This is a genomic window from Variovorax sp. ISS6, assembly GCF_056523145.1.
Genome location: NZ_JAWRZC010000001.1, coordinates 6,185,249 through 6,202,387, shown reverse-complemented (window position 1 = coordinate 6,202,387; position 17,139 = coordinate 6,185,249). Strand labels below are relative to the sequence as shown.

The 17,139-nt window shown below is 70.4% G+C and carries 12 protein-coding genes; all 12 read left to right on the top strand.

Annotation, left to right across the window (positions count from 1 at the left end; genetic code table 11):
• The first annotated feature begins 22 nt into the window (after window positions 1-22).
• On the top strand, window positions 23-1,060 hold the full coding sequence (locus AC1HIL_RS28570) for a TRAP transporter substrate-binding protein (protein ID WP_479670584.1): 1,038 nt from the start codon (window positions 23-25) through the stop codon (window positions 1,058-1,060).
• Between the two features lie 9 nt (window positions 1,061-1,069).
• Window positions 1,070-2,971, top strand: coding sequence for a TRAP transporter large permease (locus tag AC1HIL_RS28565; RefSeq protein ID WP_093340452.1), 1,902 nt, complete (start codon window positions 1,070-1,072; stop codon window positions 2,969-2,971).
• Window positions 2,972-3,002: 31 nt separating this feature from the next.
• Window positions 3,003-3,542 (top strand): VOC family protein, encoded by a 540-nt coding sequence (locus tag AC1HIL_RS28560; protein ID WP_057592011.1) that lies wholly within the window; start codon window positions 3,003-3,005, stop codon window positions 3,540-3,542.
• 5 nt (window positions 3,543-3,547) lie between these two features.
• Window positions 3,548-4,831, top strand: coding sequence for a ribulose-bisphosphate carboxylase large subunit family protein (locus tag AC1HIL_RS28555; RefSeq protein WP_479670583.1), 1,284 nt, complete (start codon window positions 3,548-3,550; stop codon window positions 4,829-4,831).
• Window positions 4,828-6,138 carry a four-carbon acid sugar kinase family protein gene (locus tag AC1HIL_RS28550; protein WP_479670582.1) on the top strand — a complete coding sequence of 437 codons (1,311 nt, stop codon included), beginning with the start codon at window positions 4,828-4,830 and terminating at the stop codon, window positions 6,136-6,138. Before AC1HIL_RS28555 ends, AC1HIL_RS28550 begins: the two co-directional genes overlap by 4 nt.
• Window positions 6,139-6,340: 202 nt before the next feature.
• Window positions 6,341-7,984: a xanthine dehydrogenase small subunit gene (gene xdhA, locus AC1HIL_RS28545; protein ID WP_479670581.1), complete on the top strand. Its 1,644-nt coding sequence runs from the start codon at window positions 6,341-6,343 to the stop codon at window positions 7,982-7,984.
• Between the two features lie 4 nt (window positions 7,985-7,988).
• Window positions 7,989-10,448 (top strand): xanthine dehydrogenase molybdopterin binding subunit, encoded by a 2,460-nt coding sequence (gene xdhB, locus AC1HIL_RS28540; RefSeq protein WP_422096175.1) that lies wholly within the window; start codon window positions 7,989-7,991, stop codon window positions 10,446-10,448.
• Window positions 10,449-10,641: 193 nt separating this feature from the next.
• Window positions 10,642-11,619: a LysR family transcriptional regulator gene (locus tag AC1HIL_RS28535; RefSeq protein WP_057592004.1), complete on the top strand. Its 978-nt coding sequence runs from the start codon at window positions 10,642-10,644 to the stop codon at window positions 11,617-11,619.
• 141 nt (window positions 11,620-11,760) lie between these two features.
• Window positions 11,761-13,062, top strand: a complete 1,302-nt coding sequence (locus AC1HIL_RS28530) for an NCS2 family permease (protein WP_093340442.1) — start codon at window positions 11,761-11,763, stop codon at window positions 13,060-13,062.
• 149 nt (window positions 13,063-13,211) lie between these two features.
• Window positions 13,212-14,753 carry an ABC transporter ATP-binding protein gene (locus tag AC1HIL_RS28525; RefSeq protein WP_422096176.1) on the top strand — a complete coding sequence of 514 codons (1,542 nt, stop codon included), beginning with the start codon at window positions 13,212-13,214 and terminating at the stop codon, window positions 14,751-14,753.
• Entirely contained in the window at window positions 14,746-15,891 is a 1,146-nt protein-coding gene (locus AC1HIL_RS28520) for an ABC transporter permease (RefSeq protein WP_057591999.1), read from the top strand. The genes AC1HIL_RS28525 and AC1HIL_RS28520 overlap by 8 nt, the downstream gene beginning before the upstream one ends.
• Window positions 15,892-16,209: 318 nt before the next feature.
• Window positions 16,210-17,130 (top strand): ABC transporter permease, encoded by a 921-nt coding sequence (locus tag AC1HIL_RS28515; RefSeq protein ID WP_057591998.1) that lies wholly within the window; start codon window positions 16,210-16,212, stop codon window positions 17,128-17,130.
• The last annotated feature ends 9 nt before the right edge of the window (window positions 17,131-17,139 follow it).

The following is a 17,139-nucleotide window of genomic DNA, read 5'->3' as shown; positions in this document are numbered from 1 at the left end:
ATCCACACAACGGAGACACAGCATGGCACCGGTCACCCGCCGCAGCGCGATTCGCACCCTGTCCGCCCTTCCCGCCATCGCGGCCGTTCCGGCCGCCGGCGTGTTCTCGGCCCTGCCGCGCACGGCCCGCGCGGCGGAGTTCTCGTACAAGTACGGCAACAACCTGCCGCTGAGCCATCCGCTGAACATCCGCGCGCAGGAGGCGGCCGACCGCATCGCCAAGGAGACCAACGGCCGGGTCGAGATCAAGATCTTCCCGAACAACCAGCTCGGCGGCGACACCGACATGCTGGCCCAGGTGCGCTCGGGCGGCATCGAGTTCTTCACGCCCTCGGCGCTGGTGATCGCCACCCTGGTGCCGGTGGCCGCGATCAATGCGGTGGGCTTCGCCTTCGCCGACTACAAGCAGGTCTGGGCCGCGATGGACGGCAAGCTCGGCGCCCATGTGCGCGGCGCGATCGCCAAGTCGCGCCTCTACGCCTTCGAGAAGATGTGGGACAACGGCTTCCGCCAGACCACCAGCAGCAAGGCCGCGGTCGCCACCGCCAAGGACATGGACGGCCTGAAGATCCGCGTGCCCGTGAGCCCGCTGTCGATCTCGATGTTCAAGGGCCTGGGCGCCGCGCCCGCGAGCCTGCAGTTCAGCGAGGTCTACTCGGCGCTGCAGACGAAGATCGTCGACGCGCAGGAGAACCCGCTGCCGATCATCCAGGTCGCCAAGCTGTTCGAGGTGCAGAAGTTCTGCTCGCTCACCAACCACATCTGGGACGGCTACTGGTTCATCGCCAACGGCCGCGCCTGGGACGCGCTGCCCGCCGACCTGAAGACCGTCGTCGCGCGCGCCGTCAACGAGGCCGGCCTGCAGCAGCGCGAGGACATCCGCAAGCTCAACGAGTCGGTGGTGGGCGACCTGCAGGCCAAGGGCCTGACCATCAACCGCCCGGCGGCCGACAGCTTCCGCGCCAAGCTGCGCGACTCGGGCTTCTACGGCGAGTGGAAGGGCCGCTTCGGCCCCGAGGCCTGGGCGCTGCTCGAAGAGGCCGTGGGCAAGCTGGCCTGAGCGTCACCCATGTCCTCGCACGTGCTTCCCGCCGACGCGCTCGCCCCTGGTGGCGCCGCCGTGGCCCATCCGAACGCGCTGGCGCCGCTGGCCGGCCGCCTCGACCGCTGGCTCGGCGGCACGGTGGAATCGCTGGCCGCGCTGCTGGTGCTGGCCGAGATCGTGGTGCTGTTCGCGGGCGTCACGGCGCGCTATGCCTTCCATGCGCCGCTGGTGTGGTCCGACGAACTGGCCTCGATCCTGTTCCTGTGGCTGTCGATGCTCGGCGCCGTGGTGGCGCTGCGCCGCGGCGAGCACATGCGCATGACGGCCTTCGTGGCGCGGCTGCGGCCCGACACGCGCGCGCTGTTCGATACCTTCGCCATCACGGCCTCGGTGGCCTTCCTCGCGCTGGTGGCCTGGCCGGCCATCGACTACGCGCACGAGGAGTCCTTCGTCGTCACGCCCGCGCTCGAGATCAGCAACGCCTGGCGCGCTTCGGCCATCCCCGCGGGCATCGCGCTGATGGGGGTGGTGGCGCTGCTGCGCCTGCTGCGCGTGTGCACCTTGCGGCAGATCGCCGTGGCCGCGCTCGGCACCGTGGCGCTGGTGGCCGCCTTCTGGCTCGCGGGGCCGGTGCTGGCGCCGCTGGGCAAGCTCAACCTGCTGATCTTCTTCGTCGGCGTGGTGGCCTTCACCGTGTTCGCCGGCGTGCCGATCGCCTTCTCGTTCGCGCTCGCCACCTTCGGCTACCTGGCGCTGACCACGCGCACGCCGATGCTGGTGATGGTGGGGCGGCTCGACGAGGGCATGTCGCACCTGATCCTGCTGGCGGTGCCGCTGTTCATCTTCCTCGGCGCGCTGATCGAGATGACCGGCATGGCGCGCGCCATGATCCAGTTCCTCGCGAGCCTGCTGGGCCATGTGCGCGGCGGCCTGTCGTACGTGCTGATCGGCGCCATGTACCTGATCTCGGGCATCTCGGGCTCGAAGATCGCCGACATGGCGGCCATCGCGCCGGTGCTGTTCCCCGAGATGACCCAGCGCGGCGCCAAGCCCGGCGACCTGGTGGCGCTGCTGTCGGCCACCGGCGCGCAGACCGAGACCATCCCGCCCTCGATCGTGCTGATCACCATCGGCTCGGTCACCGGCATCTCGATCGCGGCGCTGTTCACCGGCGGCCTGATGCCCGCGGTGGTGCTCGGCGCCATGCTCTGCGTGGTGGTCTGGTGGCGCTACCGCCGCGAGGACCTGAGCCGGGTGAAGCGCCACGGCGCGCGCGAGATCGGCAAGCTGCTGCTGGTGGCGCTGCCCGCGGTGCTGCTGCCCTTCGTGATCCGCGCCGCGGTGGTCGAGGGCGTGGCCACGGCCACCGAGGTCTCGACCATCGGCATCGTCTATTCGGCGCTGGTCGGCCTGCTCATCTACCGCCAGTTCGACTGGCGCCGGCTGCGCCCGATGCTGGTCGAGACCGCCTCGCTCTCGGGCGCCATCATCTTCATCGTCGGCTGCGCCACCGCCATGGCCTGGGGGCTCACGCAGTCGGGCTTCTCGCAGGACCTCGCGAAGCTCATGGCCGGCATCCCGGGCGGTGCCTACGGCTTCCTCGCGGTCTCGATCGTGGCCTTCATCGTGCTGGGCAGCGTGCTCGAGGGCATCCCGGCCATCGTGCTGTTCGGGCCGCTCTTGTTCCCGATCGCCAAGGCGGCCGGCGTGCACGAGGTGCACTACGCCATGGTCGTGATCTTCGCGATGGGCATCGGCCTGTTCGCGCCGCCCTTCGGCGTCGGCTACTACGGCGCCTGCGCCGTCAGCAAGGTCGATCCCGACGAGGGCATCCGCCACATCTGGGGCTACATGGCCGCGCTGCTCGCGGGGCTGGTGCTGGTCGCCGCGATCCCGTGGTTCTCCACCGGTTTTCTCAAAGTCTGACAACAACACGCACAACGGAGCGCGCAAGAAAATGAGTCGATTCCTCGGCGAGATCCGCCAACTGGGCTATGTGGTGCCCGACATCGAGGCCGCCATGGACTACTGGAGCCGCGAGCTCGGCGTCGGTCCCTGGTTCTACAACCCCAAGGTGCCGATCCGCAACTACCGCTACAACGGCGAAGCGCACGAGCCGCACAACTCGGTGGCGCTGGCCAACTCGGGCTATGTGCAGGTCGAGCTGATCCAGACCCGCAACGACGTGCCCTCGATGTACCGCGACTTCCTGCGCGCGGGCCGCACCGGCCTGCAGCACGTGGCCTACTGGACCGCCGACTACGACGCCGACCTCGCGCGCCTCACGGCGCAGGGCTTCAAGCCGGTGATGAGCGGCGAGGTGGGCGAGCGCGGCCGCTTCATCTACTTCGACACCGAATACCACCCGGGCACCGTGATCGAGCTGTCGGAAGTGGCCGGGCCGAAGGGGAAGATGTTCGACCTGATTCGCGCGGCCTCCGAAGGCTGGGACGGCAGCGAGCCGGTGCGGCCCTTCCCCGACCTGTCGAAGCTCTGATGACGATGGCGCAGGCAGAACAGCGCATCCGCGCGCGCTACCGCATCGAGACGCCGCTCGAGCCGGCCGCGGTGGCCGAGGTGATGGCGGGCGAGCAGTCGTGCGGCACCTTCACGCGCGTCGAGGGCGAGACCGACGACCTGCGCGCGCGGGCGCGCGCCACCGTCGAGGCCATCGACGAGCTCGAGCCGGCCGCGGCGCCCAGCCTGCCCAATGCGCTGCTCGAGCGCCAGGGCCGGCGCGGGCCGTGGCGGCGCGCGCTGGTCGACATCTCCTTTCCCGTCGCCAACATCGGCGCCAACCTGCCGACGCTGGCGGCCACGGTCGCGGGCAACCTCTACGACCTCGGCGAGGTCACGGGGCTGCGGCTCGAATCGCTGCAGCTGCCCGCGGCCTACCGCGCGCAGTTCGAGCGGCCGAGCCACGGCGTGGCCGGCACCCGCCGCGCCACCGGCGTGGCCACGGGCGCGCTGGTGGGCACCATCATCAAGCCCAACGTCGGCTTCTCGGCCGCGCAGACCGCCGAGCTGGTGGCGCGGCTGTGCGCCGCCGGCGTGGACTTCATCAAGGACGACGAGGTCTCGGCCGATCCGCTGCATGCGCCGCTGGCCGAGCGCGTGCCGGCCGTGATGGCGGTGGTGCGCGATCATGCGCAGCGCACCGGCAAGCAGGTGATGGTGGCCTTCAACATCACCGACGAGACCGACGCCATGAAGCGCCATGCCGACCTGGTCGAGCGCGAGGGCGGCAGCTGCGTGATGGCCAGCCTCAACTGGTGCGGCCATTCGGGCATCCAGACCCTGCGGCGCCACACGCCTCTGGCGCTGCACGGCCACCGCAACGGCTACGGCGCGCTGTCGCGCCATCCGCTGCTGGGCATCTCGTTCCAGGCCTACCAGGCGCTGTGGCGGCTGGCCGGCGTCGACCACATGCACGTGCACGGGCTGCAGGGCAAGTTCTCGCAGCCCGACGAGGAAGTGATCGAGTCGGCGCGCGATTGCCTGGCGCCGCTGGTGGCGGGCGAGGGCGCCGTCGACGACCGCGTGATGCCCGCCTTCTCCTCGGGCCAGTGGGCTGGCACCGTGGCGCCGACCTGGGCCGCGGTCGGCAGCGACGACCTGCTGTTCATGTCGGGCGGCGGCATCCTGGCCCATCCGGGCGGCGCGGCCGCGGGCGTGGCGAGCATCCGCCAGGCCTGGGCCGCGGCGCGCGCGGGCGTGCCGGTGGCCGACGCCGCGCGCGAAGCGCCGGAGCTGGCGCAGGCGCTGGCCTTCTTCGGCGCCAAATGAGCGCGGCAGCGGGCACGTCCGTGCCGCTCGCCTACTACGGCGACGACTTCACCGGCGCCACCGACACGCTCGCCACCGCGGCGCGTGCCGGGCTGCGCGCCTTGCTGTTTTTGCGCGTGCCCGACGAGGCGCTGCTCGCGCGCGCCGGCGCGCTCGACTGCCTCGGCATCGCGGGCGCGGCGCGCTCGATGGCGCCGGACGAGATGCGCGCGGAACTCGCGCCGGTCGCGCGGCTGATGGCCGGGCTCGGCGCGCGCGTTCTGCACTACAAGACCTGCTCCACCTTCGACAGCGCGCCCGGCGTCGGCAACATCGCCGTCGCCATCGAGGCGCTGCGCCCCGCCGCCGGCCAGCCCTGGACCGCGATCGTCGGCGGCCAGCCGAACCTCGAGCGCTACTGCCTGTTCGGCCACCTGTTCGCCGCGGCCGGCAGCGGCGGCACGGTGCACCGCATCGACCGCCACCCGACCATGAGCCGCCATCCGGTCACGCCGATGCGCGAGTCGGACCTGCGGCTGCATCTACAGGCGCAGGGCCTGGGCGAGACCGCGCTGCTGCCATACCCACGGCATGCGGCCACGGGCGAGGCGCTGGCCGCCGTGCTGGGCGAGCAGCCCGAGGCCGTGCTGTTCGATGTCGCGCGGCCCGAGGACCTCGAGGCCATCGGCGCGGCGCTGTGGCCGCTCGCCACCGCCGAAGCGCCACTGCTGGCCGTCGGCCCGAGCAGCGTGGTGCAGGCCTTCGCGCCGCGGCTGGCGGATGCGCCCGCGGCGCCGGCCGCCGTGGTGCCCGCGCGCGGCCCGGTGTTCGTGCTGGCCGGCAGCCTCTCGCCGGTCACGGCGCGGCAGGTGGCGGCCGCGCGGTCCTTCGAGACCGTCTGGCTCGACGCGGCGCGGCTGGTCGACCCCCATTCCGATCACCTGGCGCAGTCCGCGCGCGAGCTGGCCGACCGGCTCTCGACCGGCGCCCATGTGCTGGCCTGCACCGCCACCGAGGCGGCGCGCGCCGGCCATACCCGCGTGCCCGCGCGCGCGCTGGCCGAGGCCGGCGGCGAACTGCTGGCGCGCGTGCTCGCGGCCGTGCCGCTGTCGCGCGTGGGCGTGGCCGGCGGCGACACCTCCAGCCTCGCCGTGGGCGCGCTCGACGCCTGGGGGCTGTCCTATCTCGCGCAGCTCGCGCCCGGCACCGCGCTGTGCCGGCTGCACAGCGAGGCGCCGGGGCTCGACGGGGTCGAGATCATGCTCAAGGGCGGGCAGATGGGGTCGCAGGACGTGTTCGAACGGCTGGTGCACGGCACCGGCGGCTGAGCGGGCGCCAGGCCCGTTTTTTCGGCGCGGCCATGGCGCCCGCGCCCCCATGGCACGAGAATTGCCCCGGAATCCAGGGTTTCCCCGTACGTCGCATACCGGGCCCCGCATACGCAATATGGGCACCACGGTATGCGTGCGGCGGCGCAAGCCGCTAACGTCCAGGCTTGGCCACCACGCGCCACCCCACGAGCACGACAGCATGAGTACCGAGAGCAGCAGCCACAGCCCCAGCCAGCCCATCCGATTCTTCCATCGCGGACAGGTCGTCGACGTCAGTGGCGTCCACCCGACCCGCTCGGTGCTCGACTGGCTGCGCGAGGACGCGCGCTGCACCGGCACCAAGGAGGGTTGCAACGAGGGCGACTGCGGTGCGTGCACCGTGGTGATCGGCGAGCTGGCCGAGGCCGGCGCGCCCGACGCGGTCGGCGGCCTGCGGCTGCAGACGGTCAATGCCTGCATCCAGTTCCTGCCCACGCTCAACGGCAAGGCGCTGTTCACGGTCGAGGACCTCAAGGACCAGTGCCAAGCTTCGCAGGCAGCCCCGGCCCCCGCGCTTCAAGAGGGCGACAAGCGCCCGCATCCCGTGCACTGCCTGCACCCGGTGCAGCAGGCGCTGGTCGACTGCCACGGCTCGCAGTGCGGCTTCTGCACGCCGGGCTTCGTGATGTCGCTGTGGTCGGCCTACGAGCATCACCAGGCGCGCGGCACGCAGCCCTCGCGCCAGCAACTGGCCGACGACCTCTCGGGCAACCTGTGCCGCTGCACCGGCTACCGCCCGATCCTCGACGCGGGCCAGCGCATGTTCGACCTGCCGCCGGTGCGGCTGGACAGCCGCGCGGTGGTGGCCGCGCTCACCGCGCTGAACCCGCCCGCCGACGCCGCGGGCTTCGAGTACGCGGCCCCGCTGGGCGCGCGCATCGACCGCTTCCACGCGCCGCGCTCGCTCGAGCAGCTGGCCGCGCTGCGCGAGCAGAAGCCGCGCGCGCAACTGCTGTCGGGCTCGACCGACGTGGGCCTGTGGGTCAACAAGCAGTTCCGCGACCTCGGCGACATCATCTACGTGGGCGACGTGCCCGAGCTCAAGACCGTCGAGGTCCGCGGCGACCACCTCTACATCGGCGCCGGCGCCTCGCTCGAATCGGCCTTCGCGGCGCTGGTCGAGCGCGTGCCCAGCCTGGCCGACGTCTGGCTGCGCTTCGCCTCGCCGCCGATCCGCCATGCGGGCACCATGGGCGGCAACGTCGCCAACGGTTCGCCGATCGGCGACTCGCCGCCGGTGCTGATGTCGCTCGACGCCGAGATCGAACTGCGCCGCGGTGCCGAGGTGCGCCGCATGCCGCTGCCCGACTTCTACGTCGACTACATGAAGAACCAGCTGCAGAGCGGCGAATTCGTGCAGGGCCTGTGGCTGCCGCTGGCCGCGATGCGCCGCCAGGTGCGCGCCTACAAGATCAGCAAGCGCTTCGACTGCGACATCTCGGCGCTGTGCGCGGGCTTCGCGCTCGAGCTCGAGCCCGGCGGCAACAAGGTCAAGGCCGTGCGCCTGGCCTTCGGCGGCATGGCCGCCACCGTGAAGCGCGCGGCGCAGGCCGAGGCCGCGCTGGTCGGCAAGCCCTGGACCCAGTCCAGCGTGAATGCCGCCAAGCTGGCGCTGGCGCAGGACTTCAAGCCGCTGTCCGACATGCGCGCCTCGGCCGACTACCGGATGCAGGTGGCGCAGAACCTGATCCAGCGCCTGTGGCTCGAGACCCGGGCCGAGGATGCGCTGCCCGGCAGCGCCACCAGCGTCTGGAGCGTGATGCCGCACGCCGCCACCGCCAAGCCGGCCGCGCAAGGAGTCTGAGACCATGAACAAGCCCCTCGATGCCCGCCTGCTGCAACCCGCAGAGGCCTTTGCCGACTACCTGAAGAACACCGCCGCCCGCATCGACCAGGGTGCCGAGGCGCTCGCCCACGACCAGGGCGTGCGCGTGGGCATCAGCCGCCCGCACGAATCGGCGCACCTGCACGTGGCCGGCGAGGCCACCTACATCGACGACATCCCCGAGATCGCCGGCACCCTGCACTGCGCGCTGGGCCTGTCGCCCGCGGCGAACGGGCGCGTCACGGCGCTCTCGCTCGACGCCATCCGCGCCATGCCGGGCGTGGTGTCGGTGCTCACGGCCGACGACATCCCCGGCACCAACGACTGCGGCTCGATCATCCACGACGACCCGATCCTGCTGTCGGTGAAGGACGGCGGCGAGATCCGCTACCTGGGCCAGCCGGTGTTCGCGGTGATCGCGCGCACCCGCGACGCCGCGCGCCGCGCCGCCGCGCGCGCCAAGGACGCGCTGACCATCGAGGCGCAGCCGCCCGTGCTCACGCCGCAGGACGCGCATGCGCGCGGCCAGTACGTGGTGCCGCCGATGCACATCGTGCGCAGCGGCGGTGCCGCCAACGGCGGCGACGAGGCCGCCGTGCGCGCCGCCATCGCGGCCGCGCCGCGCCGGCTCAAGGCCACGCTCGACGTCGGCGGGCAGGAGCAGTTCTACCTCGAGGGCCAGATCAGCTACGCGATCCCGAAGGAGGGCGGCGCGCTGCACATCCATTGCTCGACCCAGCATCCGAGCGAGATGCAGCACCTGGTCGCGCACGCGATGCACCTGCAGTCGAACGAGGTGCACGTGGAGTGCCGGCGCATGGGCGGCGGCTTCGGCGGCAAGGAGTCGCAGTCGGCGCTGTTCGCCTGCGTGGCCGCGGTGGCCGCGAGCAAGCTGCGCCGCCCGGTCAAGCTGCGGCTGGACCGCGACGACGACTTCATGGTCACGGGCCGGCGCCACTGCTTCTGGTACGAGTACGAGGTGGGCTTCGACGACGAGGGCCGCCTGCTCGGCGCCGAGATCACCATGGTCTCGCGCGCCGGCCACTCGGCCGACCTGTCGGGCCCGGTGATGACGCGCGCGCTGTGCCACTTCGACAACGCCTACTGGCTGCCCAACGTCAGCATGCACGGCTACTCGGGCAAGACCAACACGCAGAGCAACACGGCCTTCCGCGGCTTCGGCGGCCCGCAGGGCGCGATCGCGATCGAGAACATCATGGACTCGGTGGCGCGCGCGCTGGGCCGCGATCCGCTCGACGTGCGGCGCGTCAACTTCTACGGCAAGGGCGAGAACAACGTGACGCCCTACCGCCAGACCGTGACCGACAACATCGTGCACGAGCTGGTGGCCGAGCTCGAGGCCACGAGCGACTACCGCGCGCGGCGCGAGGAGATCGCCGGCTTCAACGCCGCGAGCCCGGTGCTCAAGCGCGGGCTGGCGCTGGCACCGCTGAAGTTCGGCATCTCGTTCAACGTCAAGCACTTCAACCAGGCCGGCGCGCTGGTGCACGTCTACACCGACGGCTCGATTCTGGTGAACCACGGCGGCACCGAGATGGGCCAGGGCCTGAACACCAAGGTGGCGCAGGTGGTGGCGCACGAGCTCGGCGTGAGCTTCGAGCGCGTGCGCGTCACGGCCACCGACACGACCAAGGTCGCGAACACCTCGGCCACGGCGGCTTCGACCGGCGCCGACCTCAACGGCAAGGCCGCGCAGGACGCCGCGCGCCAGATCCGCGAGCGGCTGGCGCAGAGCGCGGCCGAGCGCCATGGCGGCGAGCCCGGCGCGGTGCGCTTCGCCAACGACAAGGTCGAGGTCAACGGCCGCACGCTGGCCTTCAGCACCGTGGTGGGCGAGGCCTACCTCGACCGCAAGCAGCTGTGGTCCGACGGCTTCTACGCCACGCCCGGCCTGAGCTGGGACAAGGACAAGATGCAGGGCCGCCCGTTCTACTACTACGCCTACGGCGCGGCGGTCAGCGAGGTGATCGTCGACACGCTGACCGGCGAATGGAAGCTGCTGCGCGCCGACATCCTGCACGACGCGGGCAAGTCGCTGAACCCGGCGGTCGACATCGGCCAGGTCGAGGGCGCCTTCATCCAGGGCATGGGCTGGCTCACGACCGAGGAGCTGGTGTGGCATCCGCAGAGCGGCAAGCTCACGACCCACGCGCCCAGCACCTACAAGATCCCGACCGCCAACGACTGCCCGCCGGTGTTCAACGTGCGGCTGTTCGAGGGCCAGAACTTCGAGGACTCGATCCACCGCAGCAAGGCCGTGGGCGAGCCGCCGCTGCTGCTGCCGTTCTCGGTCTTCTTCGCGATCCGCGACGCCGTGTCGGCCGCGGGCGGCCACCGTGTCGACCCGCCGCTGCGCGCGCCCGCCACGAGCGAATCGATCCTGCGCGCCGTGACGGCCGTGACGACATCGCAGGTGGAATGAGCGCCGAGAACACGGATTTCCGGACGCAGAGGACGCGAAGATTTCGCAAAGAACGCAAAAGAAGCCAGATTGAACATCACCATGTCTTCCTTTTGCGTCCTTCGCGGATCCTTCGCGTCCTCTGCGTCCGGCTGTCCGATCCCGCTCCCCGGCTGTATAACGCCTCGCATCGACCACTTCCGTGCGAGCGGCCATGAGAGACCAGGCGCTTTTCGACAAGATCGACCTTCACCTGATCCGGGTGCTGCACACCGTGCTGACCGACCGCAGCGTCTCGCGCGCCGCGATCCGGCTGGGGATGTACCAGCCGGCGGTGTCGGCCGCGCTCAAGCGGCTGCGCGAGCTCTCGGGCGATCCGCTGCTGGTGCGCTCGGGCTCGGGCATGGTGCCCACCGATGCGGGGCTGCGCATGATCGAGCCGGCCGCGAGCATCCTGCGCGCGGCCGAGATGCTGTTCTCCGATGCGCGCGGCTTCGACCCGCAATCGGCCAGCACCACCTTCCGCATCGCGGCCAGCGACTACATGGACCCGATCTTCCTGCCCATGCTGGTGGCGCAGGTCAAGCGCGAGGCGCCGCTGTGCCACATCGAGATCCATCCGCTGTCGCCCGACTCCGACTACCACGGCCACCTGTCGCTGGGGCAGGTCGACGTGGTGATCGGCAACTGGCTCAAGCCACCCGAGGACCTGCACATGGCACGCCTGTTCGGTGACGAGGTGGTGTCGCTGGTGAACCAGGACCATCCGGCGGTGCGCCGCGGCTGGGACCTGGAGACCTGGCTGCAGGCCGAGCACATCGCGCCCACGCCCATGCACCCGGGCGGGCGCGGCATCATCGACCAGATGCTCGACGAGCTCGGGCGCCAGCGCAACATCACGGCGCGCTGCGCGCACTTCGGGCTGATCCCCGACATGGTGGCCTCGAGCCTCCTGGTGCTGACCACCGGCCGCCAGTACTGCGAGCGCTTCGCCGCGCGGCTGCCGCTGAAGATCCTCGACTGCCCGGTGGCGCTGCCGCGGCTCATGTATTACCAGCTCTGGCACGAGCGCACCCACTCGTCGAGCTCGGCGCGCTGGCTGCGCGAATGCATCAAGGACGTGGCGGCCTCGCTGCGTCCGCCCACCCCGCCCGCGCGCGATGCGCGCGATCCGCCGCCCCTGGGCGCCTGACGGCGCCGGCCCCCTCACCAGAACCCCAAGGACCTCGAGGCGCGACCGAGCTCGCGCCAGGGACGGGCTCGGCCCGCTTTTTCTTCAGAACAACGCCGCACGACGCGACACGAGACAACACATCCCGGAGACAAGAAACCCATGAACTGGATCGACAAGGTGTTCAAGCTCAACGAACACAACACCACCGTGCGCACCGAGGTCATCGCGGGGCTCACCACCTTCCTGACGATGGCCTACATCATCTTCGTCAACCCCTCGATCCTCGGCGACGCGGGCATGCCCAAGGGCGCGGTCTTCGTGGCCACCTGCCTGATCGCGGCGCTGGGCACGCTGATCATGGGCCTGTACGCCAACTACCCGATCGCGATGGCGCCGGGCATGGGCCTGAACGCCTACTTCGCCTACGTGGTGGTGCTCGGCATGGGCTACACGTGGCAGACCGCGCTGGGCGCGGTCTTCATCTCGGGCTGCCTGTTCCTGATCGTCACGGTCACGGGGCTGCGCGAGCTGTTCATCCAGGGCATACCGCAGTCGCTGCGAACGGCGATCACGGTGGGCATCGGCATGTTCCTCGCGCTGATCGCGCTCAAGAGCGCGGGCGTGGTCGCGGCCTCGCCGGCCACCTTCGTGACCTTGGGCGACCTGCACTCGGCACCGGTGGTGCTGGCCACGCTGGGCTTCCTGATCATCGTGGTGCTCGACAAGCTCAAGGTGCGCGGCGCGATCCTGATCGGCATCGTCACGGTCACGGTGCTGTCCTTCTTCTTCGGCGGCAACAAGTTCCACGGCGTGTTCGCGCCGCCGCCCTCGATCGCGCCCACCTTCATGCAGCTCGACATCCTGAGCGCGCTCAAGGGCGGCATCCTCAACGTGGTGCTGGTGTTCTTCCTGGTCGAGATGTTCGACGCCACCGGCACCCTGATGGGCGTGGCCAAGCGCGCCGGGCTGCTGGTGCCCGGCAAGATGGAGCGCATGAACAAGGCGCTCCTGGCCGACAGCGGCGCGATCTTCGCGGGCTCGCTGCTCGGCACCTCGAGCACCACGGCCTACGTGGAGAGCGCGGCCGGCGTGCAGGCCGGCGGGCGCACCGGCCTCACGGCCGTGGTGGTGGCGGTGCTGTTCCTGGCCTGCCTGATGATCTCGCCGCTCGCGGGCTCGGTGCCGGCCTATGCCACCGCGCCGGCGCTGCTGTTCGTGGGCTGCCTGATGCTGCGCGACCTGGTCGAGCTCGACTGGGAGGACACCACCGAGGTCATCCCCGCGGCCGTGACCGCGCTGGCGATGCCTTTCACCTACTCGATCGCCAACGGCCTGGCCTTCGGCTTCATCACCTACGCCGTGCTCAAGCTGTTCACCGGCCGGGCACGGGAAGTGCATGCCATGGTGTGGGTCATCGCCGCCATCTTCCTGTTCAAGTTCGTCTATGTGACCGGCCACTGAGCCGGAAACCGAACGCAAGCCCCGGAGTCGGGGTCTTCCATCGTCCGGATTCCGCAGGGACGCTATTAAACTTATAGCTATCGACGTACATCGGAACCCGCGAGACGAGGCCCATTCCTGTACCGAACGAGACAACCCACGGAACCGGCATGACAACACCCAGACTCCAGCTCGCGCACATCACCAAGCGCTACCCGGCGGTGGTCGCCAACAGCGACATCTCGCTGGCGGTGCAACCGGGCGAGATCCACGCCGTGCTCGGCGAGAACGGCGCCGGCAAGTCGACGCTGATGAAGATCATCTACGGCTCGGTCAAGCCCGACGAGGGCAGCGTCGCTTTCGACGGCCAGCCGGTGAACCTGCGCAACCCGCAGCAGGCGCGCGCGCTGGGCATCAGCATGGTGTTCCAGCACTTCAGCCTGTTCGACACCCTCACGGTGGCCGAGAACGTCTGGCTCGGCCTCGACAAGTCGCTGGCGCTGGCCGACGTGGCGCGCAGCATCACGGCCAAGGCGAGCGAATACGGCCTCGACATCGATCCCGCGCGGCCGGTCCACACGCTGTCGGTGGGCGAGATGCAGCGCGTGGAGATCATCCGCGCGCTGCTGACCGACCCCAAGCTGCTGATCCTCGACGAGCCGACCTCGGTGCTCACGCCGCAGGCGGTGGTCAAGCTGTTCGGCGTGCTCAACAAGCTGGCCTCCGAGGGCTGCAGCATCCTCTACATCAGCCACAAGCTGCACGAGATCCGCGAGCTGTGCACCGCCTGCACGGTGCTGCGCGGCGGCAAGGTCACGGGGGTGTGCAACCCGAAGAACGAGAGCAACGAGTCGCTGTCGCGGCTGATGATCGGCAGCGAGCCGCCGCCGCTCGAGCACCGGCCGGTGCATGCGGGCGCGGTGGCGCTGCGCGTGCAGGGCCTCACGCTGGCGCGTGAGGACCAGTTCGGCGTGGACCTCGAGGGCGTGTCCTTCGAGGTGCGCGCGGGCGAGGTGGTGGGCATTGCGGGCGTGTCGGGCAATGGCCAGAAGGAACTGCTCTACACGCTCTCGGGCGAGGACGTGCGCGCCGAGGCGGCGATGGTGCGGGTGTTCGACCAGCCGGCCGGCCGGCTGCGCCCGCGCGCGCGCCGTGCGCTGGGCCTGCACTTCGTGCCCGAGGAACGGCTGGGCCGCGGCGCGGTGCCCACGCTGGGGCTCGCGCACAACCTGCTGCTGACGCGCGGCGACGCGGTGGGCCGCGGCGGCTGGATCCGCACCGGCGCGCTCGAGCGCCAGGCCAGATCCATCATCGAGCGCTTCAAGGTCAAGGCCGGTGGCCCGAAGGCGGCGGCGCGCTCGCTGTCGGGCGGCAACCTGCAGAAGTTCATCGTCGGCCGCGAGATCGACGCCAATCCCAAGCTCTTCATCGTCTCGCAGCCGACCTGGGGCGTGGACGTGGGCGCGGCCGCGCTGATCCATGCCGAGATCCTCGCGCTGCGCGACGCGGGCTGCGCGGTGCTGGTGATCAGCGAGGAGCTCGACGAGCTCTTCAACATCAGCGACCGGCTGCACGTGATCGCCAAGGGGCGGCTGTCGCCCTCGATCGACCGCGCGGCGGCGACGCTGGCGCAGATCGGCGAATGGATGAGCGGGCTGTGGCCGGGCCCATCCGGCAAGAGCAACAAGAACGAGGAGGCCGCCCATGCTTAAGCTCGAACCCCGTCCGGAGCTCTCGCGCTTCTGGACCTTCGCCTCGCCGATCCTGGCGCTGCTGATCACGGTGCTGATCGGCGTGGCGCTGTTCGCCGCGCTCGGCAAGGACCCGGTCAAGGGCCTGCTGGTGTTCTTCTACGAGCCGATCAAGAACGGCTATGCGCTGGGCGAGCTGACGGTGAAGGCCACGCCGCTGCTGATCATCGCGCTGGGCCTGGCGGTGTGCTTTCGCTCCAACGTATGGAACATCGGCGCCGAGGGCCAGTTCGTGTTCGGCGCGATCGCCGCGGGCGGCGTGGCGCTGATGGCCGACAAGACCACGGGCGGCTGGATCGTGCTGGCGATCCTGGTGGCGGGCACGCTGGGCGGCATGGTCTGGGCCGGCATCGTGGCCTGGCTGCGCGACCGCTTCAACGCGAACGAGATCCTGGTGAGCCTGATGCTGGTGTACGTGGCGACGCTGCTGCTGAGCTACATGGTGTTCGGCCCCTGGAAGGATCCCAACGGCTACAACTTCCCGCAGTCGAAGACCTTCGAGGCGGTGACGCAGATCCCGCGCCTGTTCAAGGGCTCGCGCGTGACGATCGGGGTGATCATCGCGCTGGTGGGGGTGGGGGCGCTGTGGGTGTTCCTGTTCCGCACGCGCGCGGGCTTCGCGCAGCAGGTCGGCGGCCTCGCGCCCGCGGCGGCGCGCTATGCGGGCTTCTCGGCGCGCCGCGCGGTGTGGATCGCGCTGCTGACCTCGGGTGGCGCGGCCGGCCTGGCCGGTGCGCTCGAGGTGGCGGGCCCGCTCGGCCAGCTCACGCCCTACGTGCCGGCCGGCTACGGCTTCGCGGCCATCATCGTGGCCTTCGTCGGCCGCCTGCATCCGGTGGGGATGGTGTTCTCGGCCATCCTGATGAGCATGTTCTACATCGGTGGCGAGCTCGCGCAGTCGCGGCTCGGGCTGCCGAAGTCGCTGACGGGGGTGTTCCAGGGGCTGCTGCTGTTCACGCTGCTGGCTTGCGATACCTTGATCGCCTACCGGGTTCGGCGCAAGGCGGCTGCGAAGGCTGCGGTGCTCACGACGAGTTCCTTGCAGGCGAGTACGCCTTTGACTGCGCCGGTTGCGCGTACGACCGAGGGGGCGCTGTGATGTTGTCCTGCGCTTTCGATCTGGTTCGTTCGGGGTGGGCTCACGCCGACGGCGTACTCCCCTCCGCGAATGTCCCCCGGCCTGCGGCCTCCTCCTTTATTTCGCTGCGGGGAGTACGCCATCGACGTGAGCCTGGGGCAGGTCGGTTGAACCGGCCGACACAACGACTGCGCCTACGTGCACAGGGCAGTGGGTGCTTCCCGCAGCGAAATAAAGGAGGAGCCGAAGGCGGGGGACATTCGCGGAGGGAAGCACCCGCTGTCCTGTGCACGCGCCCCGAACGCATCCTCTCGAACACCAACAGGAGCCACTAAAAAAATGGACAGCTACGCACTCCTGCTCGGCTCCACCCTGAGCGCCGGCACCGTCCTGGCCATCGCCGCGCTCGGCCTCCTCATCAACGAGAAGGCCGGCATCGTCAACCTCGGTGCCGAGGGCATGATGCTGTGCGCCGCCATCGCCGGTTTCGCCACCGTGGTGACCACCCACAACCCCTGGCTCGGCCTGCTCGCCGGCATGGCCGCCGGGGCCTTGCTGGCCGCCTTCTTCGGCGTGCTCGTCATCTGGCTCAACACCAACCAGTACGCCACCGGCCTCGCGCTGAGCCTGTTCGGTGTCGGCTTCTCGGCCTTCGCCGGCATCAACTTCGTGCAGGCCAAGCTGCCCGAGAGCGCCAGCTATGCGATTCCTGTGCTGGCCGACATTCCGCTGCTCGGCCCCGCGCTGTTCCGCCATCACCCGATGGTCTACGTCGCCGTGCTGCTGACCGTGGGCCTGATCTGGTTTCTCTACCGCACGCGCGCCGGCCTCGTGCTGCGCTCGGTCGGCGAGTCGCCCGAATCGGCGCATGCGCTGGGCTATCCGGTGCGGCGCATCCGCCTCATGGCCGTGATCGCGGGCGGGGCGCTGTGCGGCCTTTCGGGCGCGTATCTCTCGACCGTCTACACCCCGCTGTGGGTCGAGGGCATGGTCGCGGGCCGCGGCTGGATCGCGCTGGCGCTCACCACCTTCGCCACCTGGCGGCCGATGCGCGTGCTGCTGGGCGCCTACCTGTTCGGCGGCGTCTCGATGCTGGGCTTCCACCTGCAGAGCAGCGGCGTCGACGTGCCCTCGCAGTTCCTCAGCATGTTGCAGTACATCGCGCCCATCGTGGTGCTGGCCCTGATCTCGCGCAACCCCGCATTCATTCGCGTCAACATGCCGGCTTCGATCGGGAAACCGTTCTACCCCGGCTCATAATCGCGGTTT

Coding starts and splice junctions, on each gene's coding strand:
- AC1HIL_RS28570 (WP_479670584.1), top strand. CDS start 23: ATGGCACCGGTCACCCGCCGCAGCGCGATTCGCACCCTGTCCGCCCTT.
- AC1HIL_RS28565 (WP_093340452.1), top strand. CDS start 1,070: ATGTCCTCGCACGTGCTTCCCGCCGACGCGCTCGCCCCTGGTGGCGCC.
- AC1HIL_RS28560 (WP_057592011.1), top strand. CDS start 3,003: ATGAGTCGATTCCTCGGCGAGATCCGCCAACTGGGCTATGTGGTGCCC.
- AC1HIL_RS28555 (WP_479670583.1), top strand. CDS start 3,548: ATGGCGCAGGCAGAACAGCGCATCCGCGCGCGCTACCGCATCGAGACG.
- AC1HIL_RS28550 (WP_479670582.1), top strand. CDS start 4,828: ATGAGCGCGGCAGCGGGCACGTCCGTGCCGCTCGCCTACTACGGCGAC.
- xdhA (WP_479670581.1), top strand. CDS start 6,341: ATGAGTACCGAGAGCAGCAGCCACAGCCCCAGCCAGCCCATCCGATTC.
- xdhB (WP_422096175.1), top strand. CDS start 7,989: ATGAACAAGCCCCTCGATGCCCGCCTGCTGCAACCCGCAGAGGCCTTT.
- AC1HIL_RS28535 (WP_057592004.1), top strand. CDS start 10,642: ATGAGAGACCAGGCGCTTTTCGACAAGATCGACCTTCACCTGATCCGG.
- AC1HIL_RS28530 (WP_093340442.1), top strand. CDS start 11,761: ATGAACTGGATCGACAAGGTGTTCAAGCTCAACGAACACAACACCACC.
- AC1HIL_RS28525 (WP_422096176.1), top strand. CDS start 13,212: ATGACAACACCCAGACTCCAGCTCGCGCACATCACCAAGCGCTACCCG.
- AC1HIL_RS28520 (WP_057591999.1), top strand. CDS start 14,746: ATGCTTAAGCTCGAACCCCGTCCGGAGCTCTCGCGCTTCTGGACCTTC.
- AC1HIL_RS28515 (WP_057591998.1), top strand. CDS start 16,210: ATGGACAGCTACGCACTCCTGCTCGGCTCCACCCTGAGCGCCGGCACC.